This window comes from Streptomyces sp. NPDC031265 (assembly GCF_055570295.1).
Genome location: NZ_JBVIHM010000016.1, coordinates 169,444 through 186,460 on the forward strand (window position 1 = coordinate 169,444; position 17,017 = coordinate 186,460).

18 protein-coding genes are annotated in these 17,017 nt (G+C 71.7%); 7 read left to right on the forward strand and 11 right to left on the reverse strand.

The annotated features are described in order from the left end of the window. Positions 1 to 113 precede the first annotated feature (113 nt). Positions 114 to 1,151, reverse strand: a complete 1,038-nt coding sequence (locus ACZ499_RS24245) for an NAD(P)-dependent alcohol dehydrogenase (RefSeq protein WP_468677825.1) — start codon at positions 1,149 to 1,151, stop codon at positions 114 to 116. A gap of 172 nt (positions 1,152 to 1,323) precedes the next feature. Here ACZ499_RS24245 and ACZ499_RS24250 point away from each other — a divergent pair, with 172 nt between their 5' ends. Next, on the forward strand, positions 1,324 to 2,232 hold the full coding sequence (locus tag ACZ499_RS24250; protein ID WP_468677827.1) for a helix-turn-helix domain-containing protein: 909 nt from the start codon (positions 1,324 to 1,326) through the stop codon (positions 2,230 to 2,232). Positions 2,233 to 2,250: 18 nt separating this feature from the next. On the opposite strand, the gene ACZ499_RS24255 is transcribed toward ACZ499_RS24250, so the two are convergent. From ACZ499_RS24255 to ACZ499_RS24270, 4 genes are all read right to left on the reverse strand, one after another. Next, entirely contained in the window at positions 2,251 to 2,937 is a 687-nt protein-coding gene (locus ACZ499_RS24255) for an ABC transporter ATP-binding protein (RefSeq protein ID WP_468677828.1), read from the reverse strand. A 51-nt stretch (positions 2,938 to 2,988) separates the two neighbouring features. Beyond that, positions 2,989 to 4,455 carry an ABC transporter permease gene (locus ACZ499_RS24260; protein ID WP_468677829.1) on the reverse strand — a complete coding sequence of 489 codons (1,467 nt, stop codon included), beginning with the start codon at positions 4,453 to 4,455 and terminating at the stop codon, positions 2,989 to 2,991. 139 nt (positions 4,456 to 4,594) lie between these two features. After that, positions 4,595 to 5,860, reverse strand: coding sequence for a L,D-transpeptidase (locus tag ACZ499_RS24265; protein ID WP_468410510.1), 1,266 nt, complete (start codon positions 5,858 to 5,860; stop codon positions 4,595 to 4,597). Positions 5,861 to 5,985: 125 nt separating this feature from the next. Beyond that, positions 5,986 to 6,336, reverse strand: coding sequence for a hypothetical protein (locus tag ACZ499_RS24270; protein ID WP_468410508.1), 351 nt, complete (start codon positions 6,334 to 6,336; stop codon positions 5,986 to 5,988). Between the two features lie 109 nt (positions 6,337 to 6,445). Between ACZ499_RS24270 and ACZ499_RS24275 the strand changes: the two genes are divergently transcribed. Continuing rightward, positions 6,446 to 6,721 (forward strand): hypothetical protein, encoded by a 276-nt coding sequence (locus ACZ499_RS24275; RefSeq protein ID WP_468410507.1) that lies wholly within the window; start codon positions 6,446 to 6,448, stop codon positions 6,719 to 6,721. 72 nt (positions 6,722 to 6,793) lie between these two features. Here the strand turns inward: ACZ499_RS24275 and hutH are convergent, their stop codons facing one another. The 5 genes from hutH to ACZ499_RS24300 all read right to left on the reverse strand — a co-directional run bounded on the left by hutH (position 6,794) and on the right by ACZ499_RS24300 (position 13,038). Further along, positions 6,794 to 8,335, reverse strand: coding sequence for a histidine ammonia-lyase (gene hutH / locus ACZ499_RS24280; RefSeq protein WP_385550028.1), 1,542 nt, complete (start codon positions 8,333 to 8,335; stop codon positions 6,794 to 6,796). Positions 8,336 to 8,696: 361 nt separating this feature from the next. Beyond that, positions 8,697 to 9,851, reverse strand: a complete 1,155-nt coding sequence (locus ACZ499_RS24285) for a GGDEF domain-containing protein (RefSeq protein WP_468677831.1) — start codon at positions 9,849 to 9,851, stop codon at positions 8,697 to 8,699. A gap of 69 nt (positions 9,852 to 9,920) precedes the next feature. Beyond that, on the reverse strand, positions 9,921 to 10,721 hold the full coding sequence (locus ACZ499_RS24290; protein WP_385549989.1) for an enoyl-CoA hydratase/isomerase family protein: 801 nt from the start codon (positions 10,719 to 10,721) through the stop codon (positions 9,921 to 9,923). Positions 10,722 to 10,860: 139 nt separating this feature from the next. After that, positions 10,861 to 12,018 (reverse strand): adenylate/guanylate cyclase domain-containing protein, encoded by a 1,158-nt coding sequence (locus tag ACZ499_RS24295; RefSeq protein ID WP_468677833.1) that lies wholly within the window; start codon positions 12,016 to 12,018, stop codon positions 10,861 to 10,863. Between the two features lie 159 nt (positions 12,019 to 12,177). Beyond that, entirely contained in the window at positions 12,178 to 13,038 is an 861-nt protein-coding gene (locus ACZ499_RS24300) for a biotin--[acetyl-CoA-carboxylase] ligase (RefSeq protein WP_468677835.1), read from the reverse strand. 135 nt (positions 13,039 to 13,173) lie between these two features. Between ACZ499_RS24300 and ACZ499_RS24305 the strand changes: the two genes are divergently transcribed. From ACZ499_RS24305 to ACZ499_RS24320, 4 genes are all read left to right on the forward strand, one after another. Beyond that, positions 13,174 to 14,766, forward strand: coding sequence for an acyl-CoA carboxylase subunit beta (locus ACZ499_RS24305; protein WP_468677837.1), 1,593 nt, complete (start codon positions 13,174 to 13,176; stop codon positions 14,764 to 14,766). Positions 14,767 to 14,783: 17 nt separating this feature from the next. Beyond that, positions 14,784 to 14,990, forward strand: coding sequence for an acyl-CoA carboxylase epsilon subunit (locus tag ACZ499_RS24310; protein ID WP_371654371.1), 207 nt, complete (start codon positions 14,784 to 14,786; stop codon positions 14,988 to 14,990). Between the two features lie 70 nt (positions 14,991 to 15,060). Continuing rightward, complete coding sequence (gene mmpB / locus ACZ499_RS24315) at positions 15,061 to 15,189, forward strand: morphogenic membrane protein MmpB (RefSeq protein ID WP_266982965.1); 129 nt, start codon at positions 15,061 to 15,063, stop codon at positions 15,187 to 15,189. 70 nt (positions 15,190 to 15,259) lie between these two features. Next, positions 15,260 to 15,865, forward strand: coding sequence for a Maf family protein (locus ACZ499_RS24320; RefSeq protein ID WP_385550005.1), 606 nt, complete (start codon positions 15,260 to 15,262; stop codon positions 15,863 to 15,865). A 175-nt stretch (positions 15,866 to 16,040) separates the two neighbouring features. Here ACZ499_RS24320 and ACZ499_RS24325 read toward each other — a convergent pair whose 3' ends face one another. After that, entirely contained in the window at positions 16,041 to 16,472 is a 432-nt protein-coding gene (locus ACZ499_RS24325; RefSeq protein ID WP_468677840.1) for a hypothetical protein, read from the reverse strand. 452 nt (positions 16,473 to 16,924) lie between these two features. Between ACZ499_RS24325 and ACZ499_RS24330 the strand changes: the two genes are divergently transcribed. Then, positions 16,925 to 17,017: biotin carboxylase N-terminal domain-containing protein (locus ACZ499_RS24330; RefSeq protein ID WP_351219746.1), on the forward strand; the 93-nt coding region annotated here is incomplete at its 3' end.

Below are 17,017 nucleotides of genomic sequence, written 5' to 3' on the forward strand. Positions count from 1 at the left end.
CTTTCTCTCCTTTGCCGTTCTGCCTACCCGCCCCCCCCCCCCCCCCCCCCCCCCCCCCCCCCCCCCCCCCCCCCCCCCCCCCCCCCCCCCCCCCCCCCCCCCCGCCCCTCAGATCAGATCGTCGCCGTGTCGATCACGAACCGGTACCGCACATCGCTCGCCAGCACCCGCTCGTACGCCTCGTTCACCTGGTCCGCGCGGATCAGCTCGATCTCCGAGCCCAGGCCGTGCTCGGCGCAGAAGTCCAGCATTTCCTGGGTCTCCGCGATGCCGCCGATCATCGAGCCGGCCAGGATCTTGTTGCCGCCTATGAGGCCGAACATGTTGAGCGCGTTGGGCTCCTCGGGGGCGCCGACGTTCACCAGGGCGCCGCCCGGCTTCAGGAGACCGAGGTAGGCGCCGAGGTCCAGCGGGGCCGAGACCGTCGAGACGATCAGGTCGAGGGAGCCCGCGAGCTGCTCGAAGGTCTTCGGGTCGCTGGTGGCGTGGAAGTGGTCGGCGCCCAGCTTCAGGCCGTCCTCCCGCTTGCGCAGCGTCTGGCTGAGCACGGTCACCTCGGCGCCGAGCGCGTGCGCGATCTTGACGCCCATGTGGCCGAGGCCGCCGAGGCCCAGGATCGCGACCTTCTTGCCGGGGCCCGCCTGCCAGCGCTTGAGCGGCGAGTAGAGGGTGATCCCGGCGCAGAGCAGCGGCGCCGCCACGTCGAGGGAAAGGGCGTCGGGGATGCGGACCGCGAAGCGCTCGGAGACGACCACGTGGGTGGAGTAGCCGCCGTAGGTGGGCTCGCCGTCCCGGCCGACGGCGTTGTACGTGCCGACGGCCTGGGCGCAGAACTGCTCCTGCCCGGCCACGCACTGCGCGCACTCGCCGCAGGAGTCGACGAAACAGCCGACGCCGACCCGGTCGCCGACGGAGTACTTGGTGACGCCGGGGCCCACCTCGGTGACGACACCGGCGATCTCGTGGCCCGGGACCATCGGGAAGATGGCCTCGCCCCAGCCCTCGCGGGCCTGGTGGATGTCGGAGTGGCAGATGCCGGCGTACTTGATCTCGATCAGGATGTCGTGTGTGCCGACGTCGCGGCGCTCGATGGTGGTGCGCTCCAGCGGGGCCTTGGCGGCGGGGGCGGCGTAGGCGGCGACGGTGGTCATTGCCTTGACTCCTCGGGGTTCTCGGGTACGCCGTCCACGGTGCCGCAGCCGCCGCCCGCCACCCAGCCCCCTGGTCTTCGTACGTCCGCCGTGCGTACGCATGGTGTGCGTACTACTGACAGGGTCAGGCTCATGGTCGTACGACGGCGAGGACTGGGGATACTGGGATGTCATGGACCAGCGTGCCGAACTCAGTGAATTCCTCCGCTCCCGCCGGGCCCGGCTCAAGCCCGGGGACGTGGGCCTGCCCGACTTCGGGCGGCACCGCCGGGTGCCGGGGCTGCGCCGGGAGGAGCTGGCCCAGCTGGCCGGGGTGTCGGTCGCGTACTACACGCGTCTGGAGCAGGGGAACGGGCAGAACGTGTCGGTCGAGGTGCTCGACGCGATCGCCAGGGCGCTGCGACTGACCGACGTCGAGCAGCAGCACCTCACGCACCTGGCCAAGCCGACGGCGGCCAAGAAGAAGAAGGCCGGGGCCGGGCGGCAGGCGGCGGTGCGGCCGCAGCTGCTCCATCTGATCGACTCGATGGAGGCGGTCCCGGCGTACATCCTGGGCCGCCGGCTCGACCTGCTGGCCTGGAACCGGATGGCCGCCGCCCTGATCGGCGACTTCGTCGAACTCCCGGCGGAGGAGCGGAACTTCGCCCGCCATGTCTTCCTCGACCCGACCGCCCGCGAGCGGTACATCGACTGGCAGGACAAGGCGGCCGAGGTGGTGGGCGTGCTGCGGCTGTGCGCGGGCTGCTACCCGGACGACCCGCTGCTCACGGCCCTGGTGGGCGAGCTGTCGGTCAAGAGCGACGAGTTCCGTACGCTGTGGGCCGCCCACACCGTCCGCCAGAAGGGCCACGGCACCAAGCGGCTCCACCACCCGGTGGTGGGCGAACTGACGCTGTCGTACGAGACGTTGAAGCTGCCCGAGGAGCACGATCTGTCGCTCGTGACGTACTACGCGGAGCCGGGCTCGCCCTCGGCGGACTCGCTGCGGCTGCTCGCGAGCTGGGCGGCCGCGCCGGATCCGGAGTCCTCCGGTCCCGGCGGCCGCCCGGCTCCCGTCACACCGCCGACGCGCTCCCAGTGATCGTCACGACCGGTGTGATCACGCCGCCGACGCGTTCTCGGTGATCGTCACCTTCCCCCTGCGGATGACGGCGATGCGCGGGGCGCGGCGGGCCAGGGCCGTGTCGTGGGTGACCATGACGAAGGTCAGACCGTGCTCCTTCCACAGGCCTTCGAGCACGTCCATGATCTCGTCGCGCATGCCCTCGTCGAGGTTGCCGGTGGGCTCGTCGGCGAGCAGGACCTTGGGGCGCTTGACGACCGCGCGGGCGATGGCGACCCGCTGCTGCTGGCCGCCGGACATCTCGCCCGGCAGATGGGCGAGGCGCTCGCCCAGGCCCACCGAGGCCAGCGCCTCGGCGGCGCGCTCGCGCCGGTCGGCGGCCTTGAGGCCGAGCGGGACGAGGGCGGTCTCGACGTTCTCCTGGGCGGTGAGCGTCGGGATCAGGTTGAAGCTCTGGAAGACGAAGCCGATGGACTCGGCCCGCACCTTGGTGAGCCGCGCCTCGGGCAGGCTCGCCAGGTCGACACCGTCCAGGACGACGCTGCCCGCGGTGGGCCGGTCGAGCCCACCGAGCATCTGGAGCAGGGTGGACTTGCCGCCGCCGGTGGGGCCCTGGATGACCAGGCGGCCGCCGTCCTCGATGGTCAGATCGACTCCGTCGAGCGCGTCGATGGTGTCCTTGCCCCGCCGGTACCGCTTGGTGACGCCGCTGAGTTCATACATGACTCGGGGTCGGTTCCTTTCGTACGTACGTGAGTGAGCGGTGCGCGGCGGCTATTCGACGCGGCGCAGGGCGTCGGCCGGGCGCAGCCGGGAGGCGCGCCAGCCGCCGAAGCCGCCCGCGACGAGACCGCCCGCGACGGCCAGGGCCACGGCGAGGCCGATGGTGGTGACGGAGACCGGCGCGGTGAGCGTGATGTCGACGGCCTTGGCCGCGGTGCGCCGCCCGAAGCCGCCGCCGCCCCCGCCGAAGCCCGCCCCGCCGCCATTGCCGCCCCCGCCGCCGAGCTTGGCGGTGAGCGTGGGACTGATCGCGGTGACGGCGTAGGCGCCCGCGAGGCCGAGACCGATGCCGAGCACGCCTCCCATCAGCCCGTTGACCAGGGCTTCTCCGACGACCTGGCGGGTGACCCGGCCGCTCTTCCAGCCGAGCGCCTTGAGCGTGCCGAACTCCCGCACCCGGCGGCTGACCGCCGACGAGGTGAGCAGTCCTGCCACCAGGAAGGCGGCGGCCAGGACGGCGATGGAGAGCCACTTGCCGACGTTGGAGGCGAGGTCGGCGGCGGTGGAGAGGGAGCCGGAGACGGTGTCGGCGAGGTCGGCCGAGGTGGTCACGGTGGTCCCGGAGACGTTCTTCTGGATGGCGGACTTCACTCCGGCGATCCGCTGCGAGTCGGCGGCCTTGACGTAGACCGTGGTGATCTTGTCCTTGGCACCGGCGAGCGCCTGCGCCTGCGCGAGCGGCAGATAGACGTTGGCGGCGGCGTTCCCGCTGTCGGCCGTGGCGACCCCGATGACCGTGTACTTGGTGCTGGAGACGGTGATGCTGCCGCCCGTCGCCAGCTTCTTCTCCTTGGCGTACGCGCTGTCGAGGACCGCGACCTTGGCGGCGCTCTCGTCGGTACGGAAGGTGCGCCCCGAGGTGATCCTGGAGGAGGTGAGCGGGCCGAGCTGCTGCTTGGTGACGTCCGTGCCGTACACCGTGAAGGAGTTGACGTCGAAGGAGGCGCCGCCGCCCTGCACCTCGCCCTGCGGGGCGCCGCTCCCGCCGCCGCTCCTGCCGCCGCCCTTGGCGCGCTGCTCCTGCCGGAACTGCTTGAACTCGCCGCGGGTGAACTGGCCGTTGACCTTCAGTACGGTCAGGTTCAGCCCGCCGACCGCGTCCGCCACCCCGCTCTGCCTGCCGACCTGGTCGACGGTGGACGACGCGAGGGTCTGGAAGCCCTGCACCATCACCCGGTCGCTGGACTGGGCGGCGCTGTCCCCGCTGCCCTTGGCGTCGAACCTGAAGCGCGGCCGGCCCTCGTCGGAACTGCCGGGCGGGGCCGCGGCCTTGGTGACCGTCATGTCGGTGCCGAGCCCGTACAGCGACTGCAGGACCTTGCCCTGCGCCCGGGTCATCCCGGTCGACACCGAGCTGACCACGATGACCAGCGCGATACCCAGGGCCAGCCCCGAGGCGACGACCAGCGCCGCCTTTCTGCGGCGGCGCAGCTCGCGCCGGAGGTAGGTGAAGAACATGGCGCGAAGCTAGGCGGGCGGGGTGATGGTGGGTTAAGGCCACGATGAGAGCGCCATGAGAACGCGTACGGGTGACACAGGAACGCGAACGGCCGCGCCCGAGGACCGGGCGCGGCCGCTGCTGTCGTACGGGGCGGGATCAGACCGCGGAGCCCGCCTTCCACGCCGCCCAGCTGACGTTCCAGTCGCTGAAGCCGTTGTCGGGCGAGATGGTCTTGTCGCCGGTGTTCTTGACGACGACCACGTCACCGACGATGGAGTGCTCGTAGAACCAGGCACCCGCGGTGCCCGCATCGCCCGCGCCCTTGGTGTCGGAGAGGCCGACGCATCCGTGGCTGGTGTTGGCGCTGCCGAAGATGGACTTGGCGCCCCAGTAGTTGCCGTGGATGAACGTGCCGGAGGCGGAGAGCCGCATCGCGTGCGGGACGTCCTTGATGTCGTACTCGCCCTTGCCGTCGCCGTCCGTGAAGCCGACGGTGGCGCCGTTCATCCGGGTCTCCTTGAACTTCTCGGAGATCACCATGGTGCCGTTGTACGTCTTGTGGTCGGGCGCGCCCGCCGAGATCGGGATCGTCTTGACGGTCCTGCCGTCCTGCGTGACGGTCATCTGGTGGGTCTGGGCGTCGACCGTGGAGACCTGGTTGCGGCCGATCTTGAAGGTGACCGTCTTCTCCTGGACGCCGGTGACGCCGGGCTTGGCCTCGACGCCGTCCAGGTCGAGCTTCATGGTGACGGTCGAGCCGGACTTCCAGTAGTCCTGCGGGCGGAAGTCCAGGCGCTGCGCGCCGAACCAGTGCCCGACGACCTCCTGGCCGCTGCTGGAGTTCACCGTGATGTGGGACTGGACGTCCTTCTTGTTGGTGATCGCCTTGTCGAAGGTCACCGACACGGGCATGCCCACGCCGACCGTGGAGCCGGACTCCGGCGTGAAGTTGCCGATGAAGCTGTTGGAGGGCGAGACGGTCGCGAACGAGGCGTTCTCGTGCGCCTCGCGGCCCTTCGCGTCCTGCGCGGTCGCCGTGATCTTGTACTTGGCGGACCGCTTCAGCTGCTTGTCCGGCACCCAGCTGAGCCCGTCCGCGGATATCTTGCCCGCGACCGGCGTGCCCTCGGCGGACGTCATGACGACCGAGGTCAGCTTGCCGTCGGCGACGGAGACCTTGGTGTCGTTGTTGATGCCGACGTTGTCGGCGCCGTTCTTGGGCGTGATGGTGATCTTCGCGTCGGAGGTGTCCTTCTCGGCCGCCTTGTCGACCTCGGACTGCGACGACTTCGAGGCGTCGGCACCCTTGTCCTTGCCGCCGTCGTCGTTGCAGGCCGACAGCAGCAGTACGCCACCGAGCACCGCGGACGCGGCCACGAGACCCTTGCGCCGCTTACTCTCCGTTATCACACGCATCTCCATCGTTGCCGGTCTCCCCCAAGCCATCGACTGAACAACATAGCCACTGAGGCTGTGGTTCCTTTTGCGGAGGAGGTGTGGGAAATACCACCCGGGCCGGACAAACCGGCCCCGCGGCTCCAAGGACGTCACGGCCTCGGGCCGTCGTCTCCGTCCTCCTCGTCGCTCTCATCTTCCTCGTCGAGGTCCCAGTCCTCGTCGTCGGGGTCGTACTCGACCTCCTCGCTGCTCCAGGAGGCCTGCGCAAGCTCGACCCCCGGCACTTCGGCGACCAGGTCGAAGGGATCGACCAGATACGCCAGGGCCTCCGCCTCGTCTTCCCGTACAGCGGACTGGGCATGCGCGCGTTCCTGGTCCGGAAGGAGCTCGTCCGCCGCGATGCGCTCCAGGGCCGCGCCAGTCAGCGCCTCCGGGTCGTCGATCTCCAGTACCAAATCCACCCGGAGCCGGACATAGCGTGGTGTCTCTTCTGTCGTCATGCGTCGGAGCGTAGGGCTCGGGACCTCCGCGACTTTCCTGCGACCCGCTGCTTTCACTAGCATCGGCACACACCACCAATTCGCCGTATCCACAAGGGGGATCGACCAGGTGTCCGTCGCTCGCCGGCCTCTGCTCACCGCCACCGCGGCGGGCTCGCTGCTCTGCGCTCTGTGGTTCGTCCCGTCAGCCAACGCCACGGACGGGAAGCCACCGTCGGCCCCGGCCCGTTCGACGGCCGCCGCTCCGGGCACACAGGCGGATCTCGCCCTCGCCGACACGGGCACCGTGGACACGTCCCCGTACCTGTTCGGCGGCACGCTCTTCCTGGGCCTGGGCGCCGGGTTCGTCGCCTTCTCGGTGCGGCGGGCGCGGCAGCAGTACTGACGTACGCAGTACGTGTAACGAGTCGGGGCGCCCGGGAAGTTCCCGGGCGCCCCTTCGCGTACCGCGTGTGGATCAGGCCAGCGGGCCGGTCACCGGCTCCACCGCCGCGACCAGCTGCCCGCTGCGCACGAACGCGTCGGCGGCGGCCAGGTCGGGGGCGAGGAAGCGGTCCGGGCCGGGGCCGCCGACGCCGGCCTCGCGGGCGGCCTTGATGGCGGCCTGGGAGGCGGGCGCGGGGGTGAGGCCGTGGCGCAGCTCGATGCCCCGGGTCGCCGCGTACATCTCGACGGCGATGATCCGGGTCAGGTTGTCGATCGCGGTGCGCAGCTTGCGGGCGGCCGACCAGCCCATGGAGACGTGGTCCTCCTGCATCGCCGAGGACGGGATGGAGTCGGCGGAGGCGGGCACGGCCAGCCGCTTCATCTCGCTGACCAGGGCCGCCTGCGTGTACTGGGCGATCATCAGACCGGAGTCGACACCGGCGTCGTCCGCGAGGAACGGCGGCAGGCCGTGCGAGCGGTTCTTGTCGAGCAGACGGTCGGTGCGGCGCTCGGCGATGGAGCCGAGGTCGGCGGCGGCGATCGCCAGGAAGTCCAGGACATAGGCGACCGGGGCGCCGTGGAAGTTGCCGTTGGACTCCACGCGCCCGTCCGGCAGGACGACCGGGTTGTCGACGGCCGAGGCGAGCTCGCGCTCGGCGACGGTGAGGGCGTACGCCATGGTGTCGCGGCCCGCGCCGGCCACCTGGGGGGCGCAGCGCACCGAGTACGCGTCTTGGACGCGCGGGGCCTCGTCCTGCTGGAAGTGCCCGGTCAGGCCCGACCCCTTCAGCACGGCCAGCATGTTGGCGGCGGAGGCGCCCTGACCGGGGTGCGGGCGGATGGCGTGCAGCTCGGGCGCGAGCACCTTGGCCGTGCCGAGCAGCGCCTCCAGCGAGAGGGCCGCGGTGATGTCGGCGGAGGTGTAGAGCTTCTTGAGGTCCGCGAGGGCCATGATCAGCATGCCGAGCATGCCGTCGGTGCCGTTGAGGAGGGCCAGGCCCTCCTTCTCGCGCAGCTCGACGGGCTCGATGCCGGCCTCGGCGAGCAGCTCGCCCGCAGGCCGTACGACACCGTCGGGGCCCTCGGCGTCGCCCTCGCCCATCAGGGTCAGGGCACAGTGCGAGAGCGGCGCGAGGTCGCCGGAGCAGCCGAGCGAGCCGTACTCGTGGACGACCGGGGTGATGCCGGCGTTCAGGATGTCCGCCATCGTCTGCGCCACGGAGGGGCGTACGCCGGTGTGGCCGGAGGCGACGGTCTTCAGCCGCAGGAACATCAGCGCGCGTACGACCTCGCGCTCCACGCGCGGGCCCATGCCCGCGGCATGCGAGCGCACGATGTTGCGCTGGAGCTGGGCGCGCAGGTCCGGGCTGATGTGCCGGCTGGCGAGGGCGCCGAAGCCGGTGGAGACGCCGTACACGGGCTCCGGCTTGGCGGCCAGCGCGTCGACGATCGCGCGGGCCCTGGCGAGGGCGTCGAGTGCTTCGGCCGACAGCTCGACCCGGGCGCCCTGACGGGCAACGGCGACGACGTCCTCCGGGGTCGTCCCGGACGTCCCCACCACGACAGTGTGCATATCCATATTCAGCAGCGTACGGATTGAATCGGCGCGTGTCACTAGTGGAGTGCGGGGTGGGTCCTTACCGTTGCATTCCCCCACCCCGCCCCTTCCCTGAACCCTCCGGGGGCGGGGGTGGGTCGAGGTGGGTTTCCCGGGGCCTGCGGCCCCCGCACCCCGCTTCGGGGCTCCGCCCCGGCTCCGTTCGTCTGCGGGCTGTGTGTGGCTGGTCGCAGACGAACAGGGCCCGGGGCGGAGCCCCGAAAGCCGGGTGCAGGGGCCGCAGGTCCCGCCCGGGGTCCGGGGGCATAGCCCCCGGAAGAGCCACCTCAACCCCACCCACCCCCGAAGGGTCGAGGGAAGGGGCGGGGTGGGGAATTCACCCCCTCCCCCGGAACCGCCTCCGTTCCGCCCGCTCCGGCTGTGGCGTATCCGCGAGTTGGATCACCGCGCCGTCCCGCCCCGCCACCACCGGCGTCGTCGAGCGGGCCGCCTTCGCCCGGTACTGGGCCGCGTCCGCGAGGCGGAACAAGCGGCGGGCCGAGCGGACCGGGCCGATGGGGTCGCCTGTGGAGGCCACCCCGCACGCGACACCCTCACCCAGCTCCAACTCGCCCGCGCGCAGGCACAGTTCAGACGCGACCCCGACCACCTCGTCCGGCGGCGGGCCCACCGACAGCAGGCAGAACTCGTCGCCGCCCAGGCGTGCCGCCAGCGCCCCCGGGAGCTTCGCGCCGCAGAGGGAGAGCACCGAGCCGAAGCGCTCAAGGAGCCGGTCGCCGACGGCGTGGCCCCGGGTGTCGTTGACCCGCTTGAGACCATTCAGGTCGCACACCACCAGGCTCACCACCGAGCCGTCCCTGCGGTGGCTCTCGACCGCCTCGTCCAGGCGTACGTCCACCGCCCTGCGGTTGGCCAGGCCCGTCAGCGGGTCGGTGAAGGCGAGGCGGCGGACCTCCTCCAGGCGTTCGGTCTGGGCGATCCCGGCCGCCGCCACCGACGCCAGGACGGTCGCGAAGTCCGCGTCGGACGCGTCGAAGAGGGGCGCGCCCACCGGCCGGGCCACGTACAGCTCACCCCACGCCCGCCCGTGCAGCACGATGGGCGCGACCACGCAGCAGCCGCGCCCGCGCCGCCGCAGCGCGGTGACCCGCTCGTGGCAGTAGCCCGCCGCGTCGCCGGGCCCCGCGGCCGTCTCCACCCAGGCGTTGGGCTCGCCCCCGCCGGCCCACCGCTCGTGCAGGAACTCGGTGATCTCGGGGAACTGGTGCACCGGATACGTCTCGTCCTCGGGGAACTCCTCCTCCCCCTCGGCCCGTTCGCCCGCGTTCACCAGGACCCGCAGCCGCCCGAGCTCCCGCTCCCACGTGGAGAGCGCGGCGAAGTTCCCGGCGAGCGCGTCCCGCGCGCCGAGCGCCGCCGCCCGCCAGGACTCGCGCGGGGTGTGGGCCGCCGCCATGGCCTGCGCCAGCGACACCACGGCCCGCAGCCGTACGTCCTCGGTCCCGCCGACACCCTCGCCCTCACCGCGCATCCCTCCAGTTTAGGGAGTTTTGCCCAATTTTGATCAGTTGGCCGGGCCTGGGCCGACTACAAGATCAGCTCACTCGCCCGGCCACTGCGGCTTCCGCTTCTCGTTGAACGCCGCGACGCCCTCCGCCCGGTCCCCCGAGAACGCCACCGACCGCCACGCCGCGTCCTCGACCTCCAGGCCCGCGCGCAGGTCGAGCCCGTGCCCCAGCCGCATCGCCCGCTTGGCCGCGCGCAGCCCGACCGGCGAGTTCGCCGCGATCCGCCCGGCCAGCGCCAGCGCCTCCGTACGGTCCTCGCCCGCGCCCACCAGCACGTCGACCAGGCCCAGCTCGCCCGCCTCCGGCGCCTCCACCCGCCGCGCGGTGAAGACCAGTTCGGCCGCCCGGGCCGCGCCCACGCGCCGGGGCAGCAGCTGCGTACCGCCGCCGCCGGGGATCACGCCGACCGACACCTCCGGCAGGCCGACGACCGCCGTCGCGTCCGCCACGATCAGGTCGCAGGCGAGCGCCAGCTCGAACCCGCCGCCGAGCGCGAAGCCGTGCACGGCGGCCACGGTCGGCATGGGCAGCTCCAGGACGCCGGTGTAGCAGGCCCGCGCGGTGGGGCGCTGGCGCACGAGCTCGGCGTCGGTGAAGGAGTTGCGCTCCTTGAGATCGGCGCCCACGCAGAAGGCCCGCTCGTGCGTGGAGGTCACCACGACCGCCCGCGCCGAGGGGTCGGCGGCGAGCGCGTCGCAGGCGGCGGCGATCGAGCGGGCCATCTCGGTGGAGACGGCGTTCATGGCCTTGGGCCGGTCCAGGACCAGCTCGGCGACGTGCCCGTGCCGCCGTACGCCCACGAACTCCCCGTACCGCTGCTCATCCGTGCCCATGAGACCCTCCCGACGACGTTAACGAACGTTACGTCGGGAGATCCTAGGCGGGCGCGTCAGCGCCCCGGAAGGGGTGCGGGGAACCGCGCGACCAGCCCAAGACGGCTCGCAGACGAAGCGCCACGCACCCGCGGGGCGCTCACACACCCCGACGGTGCAGCATCCAGGGCTCGACCACGCCCAGGCCCCGCACCGGGCGCTGCCACATCGGCTGGAGCGCGAAGCGGTACTTGGGGGGCTCCTCGCCCTCCTTCTCCGCCTTCGCGGCCTCCTCCGCGGCCTGCGTCTCCGACACCGGCGCGTCGCCCGTACGCGCCACCTCCTCCGCGAACGCGCCGTCCACCAGGACCGAGTCCTTGGGCGCTATCGAGGTGAGCCGGCTGGCCAGGTTCACGGTCGTGCCGAAGACATCGCCCATCCGGGTGGTGACCGTGCCGAAGGCGATGCCCACGCGCAGCGCCGGCATCGTCTCGTCGTGGCCCATCGTCTCGATGAGCCGGAGCGATATCTCGGCGGCGGTCCCGGCGTCGTCGGCGGCGAAGAGGACCTCGTCGCCGAGGGTCTTGATGAGGCGGCCGCCATGCGCGGCGACCAGGTCGGCGGCGGTCGTCTCGAAGGCCTCGACGAGCTCGCCCAGCTCCTCCTCCTCAAGGCGCCGGGTGAGCCGCGTGAACCCGACGAGGTCCGCGAAGCCGACGGCGAGCCGCCGGTCGACCATCTCCTCGTCGTCGGCGGCCTGCACCACGCGCCCGGTGGCGGCGGCCAGCTGGCGCCGCCACACATAGACGAGGAACTCCTCCAGCTCCGGCAGGAGCAGCTCCACCAGCGGGTACGTGACCTCCGTACGGGTCATACCGGGCTCGGGCGGCTCGGTCAGGCCCTCCAGGAAGGAATCGATCTGCCATTCGGCCAGCCGGGCGGTGGTCTGCCCGGTGGAGCGGGCCACCTGGACCGCCATGGGCTCGCTGAGCAGCCCCGCCTCGACCAGACCGGCGAGCCGGCGCAGCGCCAGCACGTCGGCCTCGGTGAGCGCCTTTGCCTGCCCGATGTCCGCGAACCCCATGGCCCGCCAGAACCGCGAGGCCAGCTCCATGGAGACCCCGGCCGTCCGGGCCGCCTGGAACGGCGTGTACCGGCGGTCCGCGCCCAGGATCAGCTGCTCCAGGCGGATGGCGAGCGGATCGGCGGTGGGCTCGGCGGTGTGGTCCACGACGTGGTGCGGGGTCGGGTACGCGGAGGGCACCGGCTCCGAGGGGGGGCCGGCACCCTCACCGGACTGCGTGTCGTCGACGGTCACCAGCCGCCTCCTGCCCGTTCCCTGCGCACTTACCTGCCGATCTGTCGCTGGATCGGGCTCCACGATACGGCAGGTGTGCCGTAGCTCACGTCCTCGCACCCGTTGCCTTGTCGCTTTGCCTTGTCGCTCGGAGGTGACTCCGAGGCGAAACGAGGGGGCTCAGCCCGCCGCCGGGCGCAGGTGGACGATGTCGCCCGCCGCCACCGCCTCGCGCCCGCCCTCCTCCGTGGCGAGTACCAGGCGCCCGTCCGCGTCCACCGCGACCGCCTCGCCGGTCAGGGCGCGGTCGCCCGGGAGCTCGGCGCGCACGGCCCGGCCGAGCGTGGCGCAGCCCGCCGCGTACGTCTCCTGGAGCCGGGACGCCGCCGGGTCGCCGCCCGCCTCGCGCCAGTCCACGTACCACTGCTCCAGGGAGCGCAGCACGGCCCGCAGCAGCGTCTCGCGGTCGGTCGAGATCGCGTCCGCCAGCGCCAGCGACCCGGCGCCGGGCACCGGCAGCTCGTCGGCGCGCAGGGTGACATTGAGGCCGATGCCGACCACCACCGCGTCCCCGCCCGCCCGCTCGGCAAGGATCCCGCCCGCCTTGCGCTCCTCGCCGCCGACCTTGACCAGCAGGTCGTTGGGCCACTTCAGCGCCGTGTCGACGCCCGCGGCGCGGGACAGACCGGTGGCGACCGCCACCCCGGCCAGCAGCGGGAGCCAGCCCCAGCGTTCCACCGGGACGCCCGGGCCGGGCCGCAGCAGCACGGAGAAGAAGAGGCCCGAGCGCGGCGGCGCCGACCAGCTGCGGTCGAGGCGGCCGCGCCCGGCGGTCTGCTCCTCGGCCACCAGGACCGCGCCCTCGGGGAGCTCCTTGGCCCGGGCGGTCAGGTCGGAGTTGGTCGAGCCCGTCGCCTGGACCACGTCCAGGGAGGTCCACAGGGCGCCCGGCCGCACCAGGGCGTGGCGCAGGGCGGAGGCGTTCAGAGGAGGCCGGTCGAGGTCGGACCAGCGGCTTTCGGATGCGTCCTGGGGCGTCATACGAGCCAGGTTAGGCGCGCGGGCGCAAGCGCACCCCGGTGTGGCAAACGACGCACTGCCGAACGGTATCCGCGCCACTACCCTACGAGTCAGTAGCCAGCCGAAACCCGTGACCAGGCAGGGAGCCGCATCCCGATGTCCGAGCCGGAGCAGCAAGAAGTGACTGACATCCACACGACCGCGGGCAAGCTCGCGGATCTGCAGCGCCGCATCGGGGAGGCAACGCACGCCGGCTCCGAGCGCGCTGTGGAAAAGCAGCACGCCAAGGGCAAGTTGACCGCCCGTGAGCGGGTCGACCTGCTCCTCGACGAAGGGTCGTTCGTCGAGCTCGACGAGTTCGCCCGGCACCGCTCGACCAACTTCGGGATCGAGAAGAACCGCCCGTACGGAGACGGTGTCGTCACCGGTTACGGCACGGTCGACGGGCGCCCGGTCTGCGTCTACTCCCAGGACTTCACCATCTTCGGCGGCTCGCTCGGCGAGGTCTACGGCGAGAAGATCGTCAAGGTCATGGACTTCGCGCTGAAGACCGGCTGCCCGGTCATCGGCATCAACGACGGCGGTGGCGCCCGCATCCAGGAGGGCGTGGTCGCGCTCGGCCTGTTCGCCGAGATCTTCCGCCGCAACGTGCACGCCTCGGGCGTGGTCCCGCAGATCTCCCTCATCGTCGGCCCCTGCGCGGGCGGCGCGGTCTACTCCCCCGCCATCACCGACTTCACGGTGATGGTCGACCAGACCTCGCACATGTTCATCACCGGCCCGGACGTCATCAAGACCGTCACCGGCGAGGACGTCGGCTTCGAGGAGCTGGGCGGCGCGCGCACCCACAACACCACCTCGGGTGTGGCGCACCACATGGCGGGCGACGAGAAGGACGCCATCGAGTACGTCAAGTCCCTGCTCTCGTACCTGCCTTCGAACAACCTGAGCGAGCCCCCGGCCTTCCCCGAGGAGGCCGACCTGGAGGCCTCGGACGCCGACCGGGAGCTGGACACGCTCATCCCGGACTCCGCGAACCAGCCGTACGACATGCACACGGCCATCGAGCACGTCCTGGACGACGGCGAGTTCCTGGAGACCCAGGCCCTGTTCGCGCCGAACATCCTCACCGGCTTCGGCCGCGTCGAGGGCTTCCCGGTCGGCATCGTCGCCAACCAGCCGATGCAGTTCGCCGGCTGCCTGGACATCAACGCCTCCGAGAAGGCCGCGCGCTTCGTGCGCACCTGCGACGCCTTCAACGTGCCGGTGATCACCTTCGTGGACGTGCCGGGCTTCCTGCCGGGCGTGGACCAGGAGTACGGCGGCATCATCCGGCGCGGCGCCAAGCTGATCTACGCGTACGCCGAGGCGACCGTCCCGCTGATCACGGTCATCACCCGCAAGGCCTTCGGCGGCGCGTACGACGTCATGGGCTCCAAGCACCTGGGCGCCGACCTCAACGTGGCCTGGCCGACCGCGCAGATCGCGGTGATGGGCGCGCAGGGCGCGGTGAACATCCTGCACCGCCGTACGATCGCGGCCGCGGACGACGCCGAGGCCACCCGCGCGGAGCTGATCGCCGACTACGAGGACACGCTCCTCAACCCGTACATCGCGGCCGAGCGCGGCTATGTGGACGCCGTGATCATGCCGTCCGAAACCCGTGCGCACATCGTGCGGGGCCTGCGTCAGCTGCGGACGAAGCGGGAAAGCCTTCCTCCGAAGAAGCACGGCAACATCCCCCTCTAGGCCCCGAAGGAGCGGTCATGATCAAGGTCGTACGGGGCAACCCCACTCCGGAGGAGCTGGCCGCCGCACTGGCGGTGGTCCGGGCGCGCGCCGCGGCGACGGCGTCCGCGTCGTCCGGTGCGCCGCTGCCCCCCGAGGAGTGGTCCGACCCGGCCCGCATCGCCCGCCACCCGGTCCCCCGGCCGGGTCCGCGCTCGTGGGCGCGCACGTACTGGCCGGCGTAGTCCCCGGGCCCCCGGCGCTTGAGTACGGGTACTCAGGCGCCGGGACCCCGGCGGCCGCAGTATCGAAGGCATGCTGTGGTCCGACCCGAAGAACGAGCCGCCCAAGGAACTGCGCGACGCCCAGGCGATGATGCGGCGCGCGGGCCTGGTGCTGGCGCTGCTCATGGTGCTGGGGATGTTCGTGGTCAGCCTCCGCTGACGCGTACACCGCCTCCGTTCACAGGCGTACGCCGTCCGGGTGGCGCCCCGCGCTGTCTACGATGACCCGTATGACTGCCGCCGCACGCCGCCTCGTCCTCGCCTCCGCCTCGCCCGCCCGGCTCGGTCTGCTGCGCCAGGCCGGCCTCGCCCCCGAGGTCATCGTCAGCGGGGTCGACGAGGACGCCCTCACCGCCCCCACGCCCGGCGAACTCGCCCTGGTCCTCGCCGAGGCCAAGGCCGACGCGGTCGCCGCCCGCCCCGAGGCCGCCGGAGCCCTGCTCATCGGCTGCGACTCGGTCCTGGAGCTGGACGGCGAGGCGCTGGGCAAGCCCGCCGACGCCGAGGAGGCCACGGCCCGCTGGAAGTCCATGCGCGGCCGCGCCGGAGTGCTGCGGACGGGCCACTGCGTCATCGACACGGCGAACGGCCGCCGCGCCTCGGCCACGGCGTCCACCACGGTCCGCTTCGGCGAGCCGAGCGACGCGGAGATCGCCGCGTACGTGGCGAGTGGCGAACCCCTCCACGTGGCGGGCGCGTTCACCCTGGACGGCCGCTCGGCCCCGTTCGTGAACGGCATCGACGGCGACCCGGGAAACGTGATCGGCCTGTCCCTGCCGTTGCTGCGCGAGCTGCTGGCGGAACTGGGGATCGGGATCACGGACTTGTGGGACTGAGCCGAGCTGTCGCATTCCCGTTGCGGCACACTGCCCTATAGGGGCGCGGAGCCGTGTCATTGTGCGGCTCCGCCGCGATGGGGGTCCCCCCTGTTCGAGCGAAGCCGAGAACCTGGGGGAGAGACCAGCCACGCACGGTCCGCAGCCGAAATGCGCCCCGCTTCCAGCGGAGCGCTCACGCGGCAGCAGGCTCAGGCGGGGTGCCCTCACCCGAGGGGGCGTCAGCCGGCTCCGCCGGCAGGCGCGGCGCATACATGAGCAGCACCAGCACAACCAGCGCCAGCACAACCATCATGAACGCGAACGCGACCCACCCCACCAGCCCCACCGTCAACGCCCCCAGCACCCCGTGCGTCACCGCACACGTGATGAGCACGATGCGCCCGAACCGCCCGGGCGCCCGGTCGCGTACACCGGCAAGCAGCAGGACGACGCCGCACAGGCCGAGGTAGAACCCGAAGACCCCGCCCATGACGTACGTCGTGGTCGACATCGTGTCCGAGTCGACCCCGCCGAGGGACATGTGCTGCCGATCGACGGCATGCCCGAAGAACCAGTTGATCAGTACGATGCCGACGGCTTCGGCCAGAAGAACGATCGCGGCCACCACAGCCACCGGTCTGCGCGCCACGGCGCACCACCCCCTGCTTACACCCAGCCCCTGTTACCGGTAGTACGTCTGACATCACGAACGCTACATGGGGGTCCCCCCTGCTCCTCAAGAGCTTGGGGGAGGGTAAACCCTTGGGCAAGGGTTTGGACGACACGGTGAGCCCGATCTTCCACTCGCGCTTCCGCGCGCAAAGAATCATTCGGCCATTCGTAGGGACTCCACAAAGAATGTGAGGGGCCCGCTGGCTGTCGGGACAGAGACCTTGACCACACCAGAACGCTAATGTGCCGGGCAGGGACCCGGCGTACCGTGGTGCGACAAGGGATTTCGCGACATGAGCGAGCCGCGGATCACACTCCGTGTGGGCAAGCTCACCACGGGGGACGGGTCGTGGGCCGGTGTACGGCTTCCCTAAACTCAGCTTGTTTTTCAAGGAGGGAGCCATCGTGCGCAAGGTGCTCATCGCCAACCGTGGCGAAATCGCTGTCCGTGTCGCCCGTGCTTGCCGGGACGCCGGGATCGGGAGCGTAGCCGTCTAC

Coding starts and splice junctions, on each gene's coding strand:
- ACZ499_RS24245 (WP_468677825.1), bottom strand. CDS start 1,151: ATGACCACCGTCGCCGCCTACGCCGCCCCCGCCGCCAAGGCCCCGCTG.
- ACZ499_RS24250 (WP_468677827.1), top strand. CDS start 1,324: ATGGACCAGCGTGCCGAACTCAGTGAATTCCTCCGCTCCCGCCGGGCC.
- ACZ499_RS24255 (WP_468677828.1), bottom strand. CDS start 2,937: ATGTATGAACTCAGCGGCGTCACCAAGCGGTACCGGCGGGGCAAGGAC.
- ACZ499_RS24260 (WP_468677829.1), bottom strand. CDS start 4,455: ATGTTCTTCACCTACCTCCGGCGCGAGCTGCGCCGCCGCAGAAAGGCG.
- ACZ499_RS24265 (WP_468410510.1), bottom strand. CDS start 5,860: ATGGAGATGCGTGTGATAACGGAGAGTAAGCGGCGCAAGGGTCTCGTG.
- ACZ499_RS24270 (WP_468410508.1), bottom strand. CDS start 6,336: ATGACGACAGAAGAGACACCACGCTATGTCCGGCTCCGGGTGGATTTG.
- hutH (WP_385550028.1), bottom strand. CDS start 8,335: ATGCACACTGTCGTGGTGGGGACGTCCGGGACGACCCCGGAGGACGTC.
- ACZ499_RS24285 (WP_468677831.1), bottom strand. CDS start 9,851: ATGCGCGGTGAGGGCGAGGGTGTCGGCGGGACCGAGGACGTACGGCTG.
- ACZ499_RS24290 (WP_385549989.1), bottom strand. CDS start 10,721: ATGGGCACGGATGAGCAGCGGTACGGGGAGTTCGTGGGCGTACGGCGG.
- ACZ499_RS24300 (WP_468677835.1), bottom strand. CDS start 13,038: ATGACGCCCCAGGACGCATCCGAAAGCCGCTGGTCCGACCTCGACCGG.
- ACZ499_RS24305 (WP_468677837.1), top strand. CDS start 13,174: ATGTCCGAGCCGGAGCAGCAAGAAGTGACTGACATCCACACGACCGCG.
- ACZ499_RS24310 (WP_371654371.1), top strand. CDS start 14,784: ATGATCAAGGTCGTACGGGGCAACCCCACTCCGGAGGAGCTGGCCGCC.
- mmpB (WP_266982965.1), top strand. CDS start 15,061: ATGCTGTGGTCCGACCCGAAGAACGAGCCGCCCAAGGAACTGCGCGAC.
- ACZ499_RS24320 (WP_385550005.1), top strand. CDS start 15,260: ATGACTGCCGCCGCACGCCGCCTCGTCCTCGCCTCCGCCTCGCCCGCC.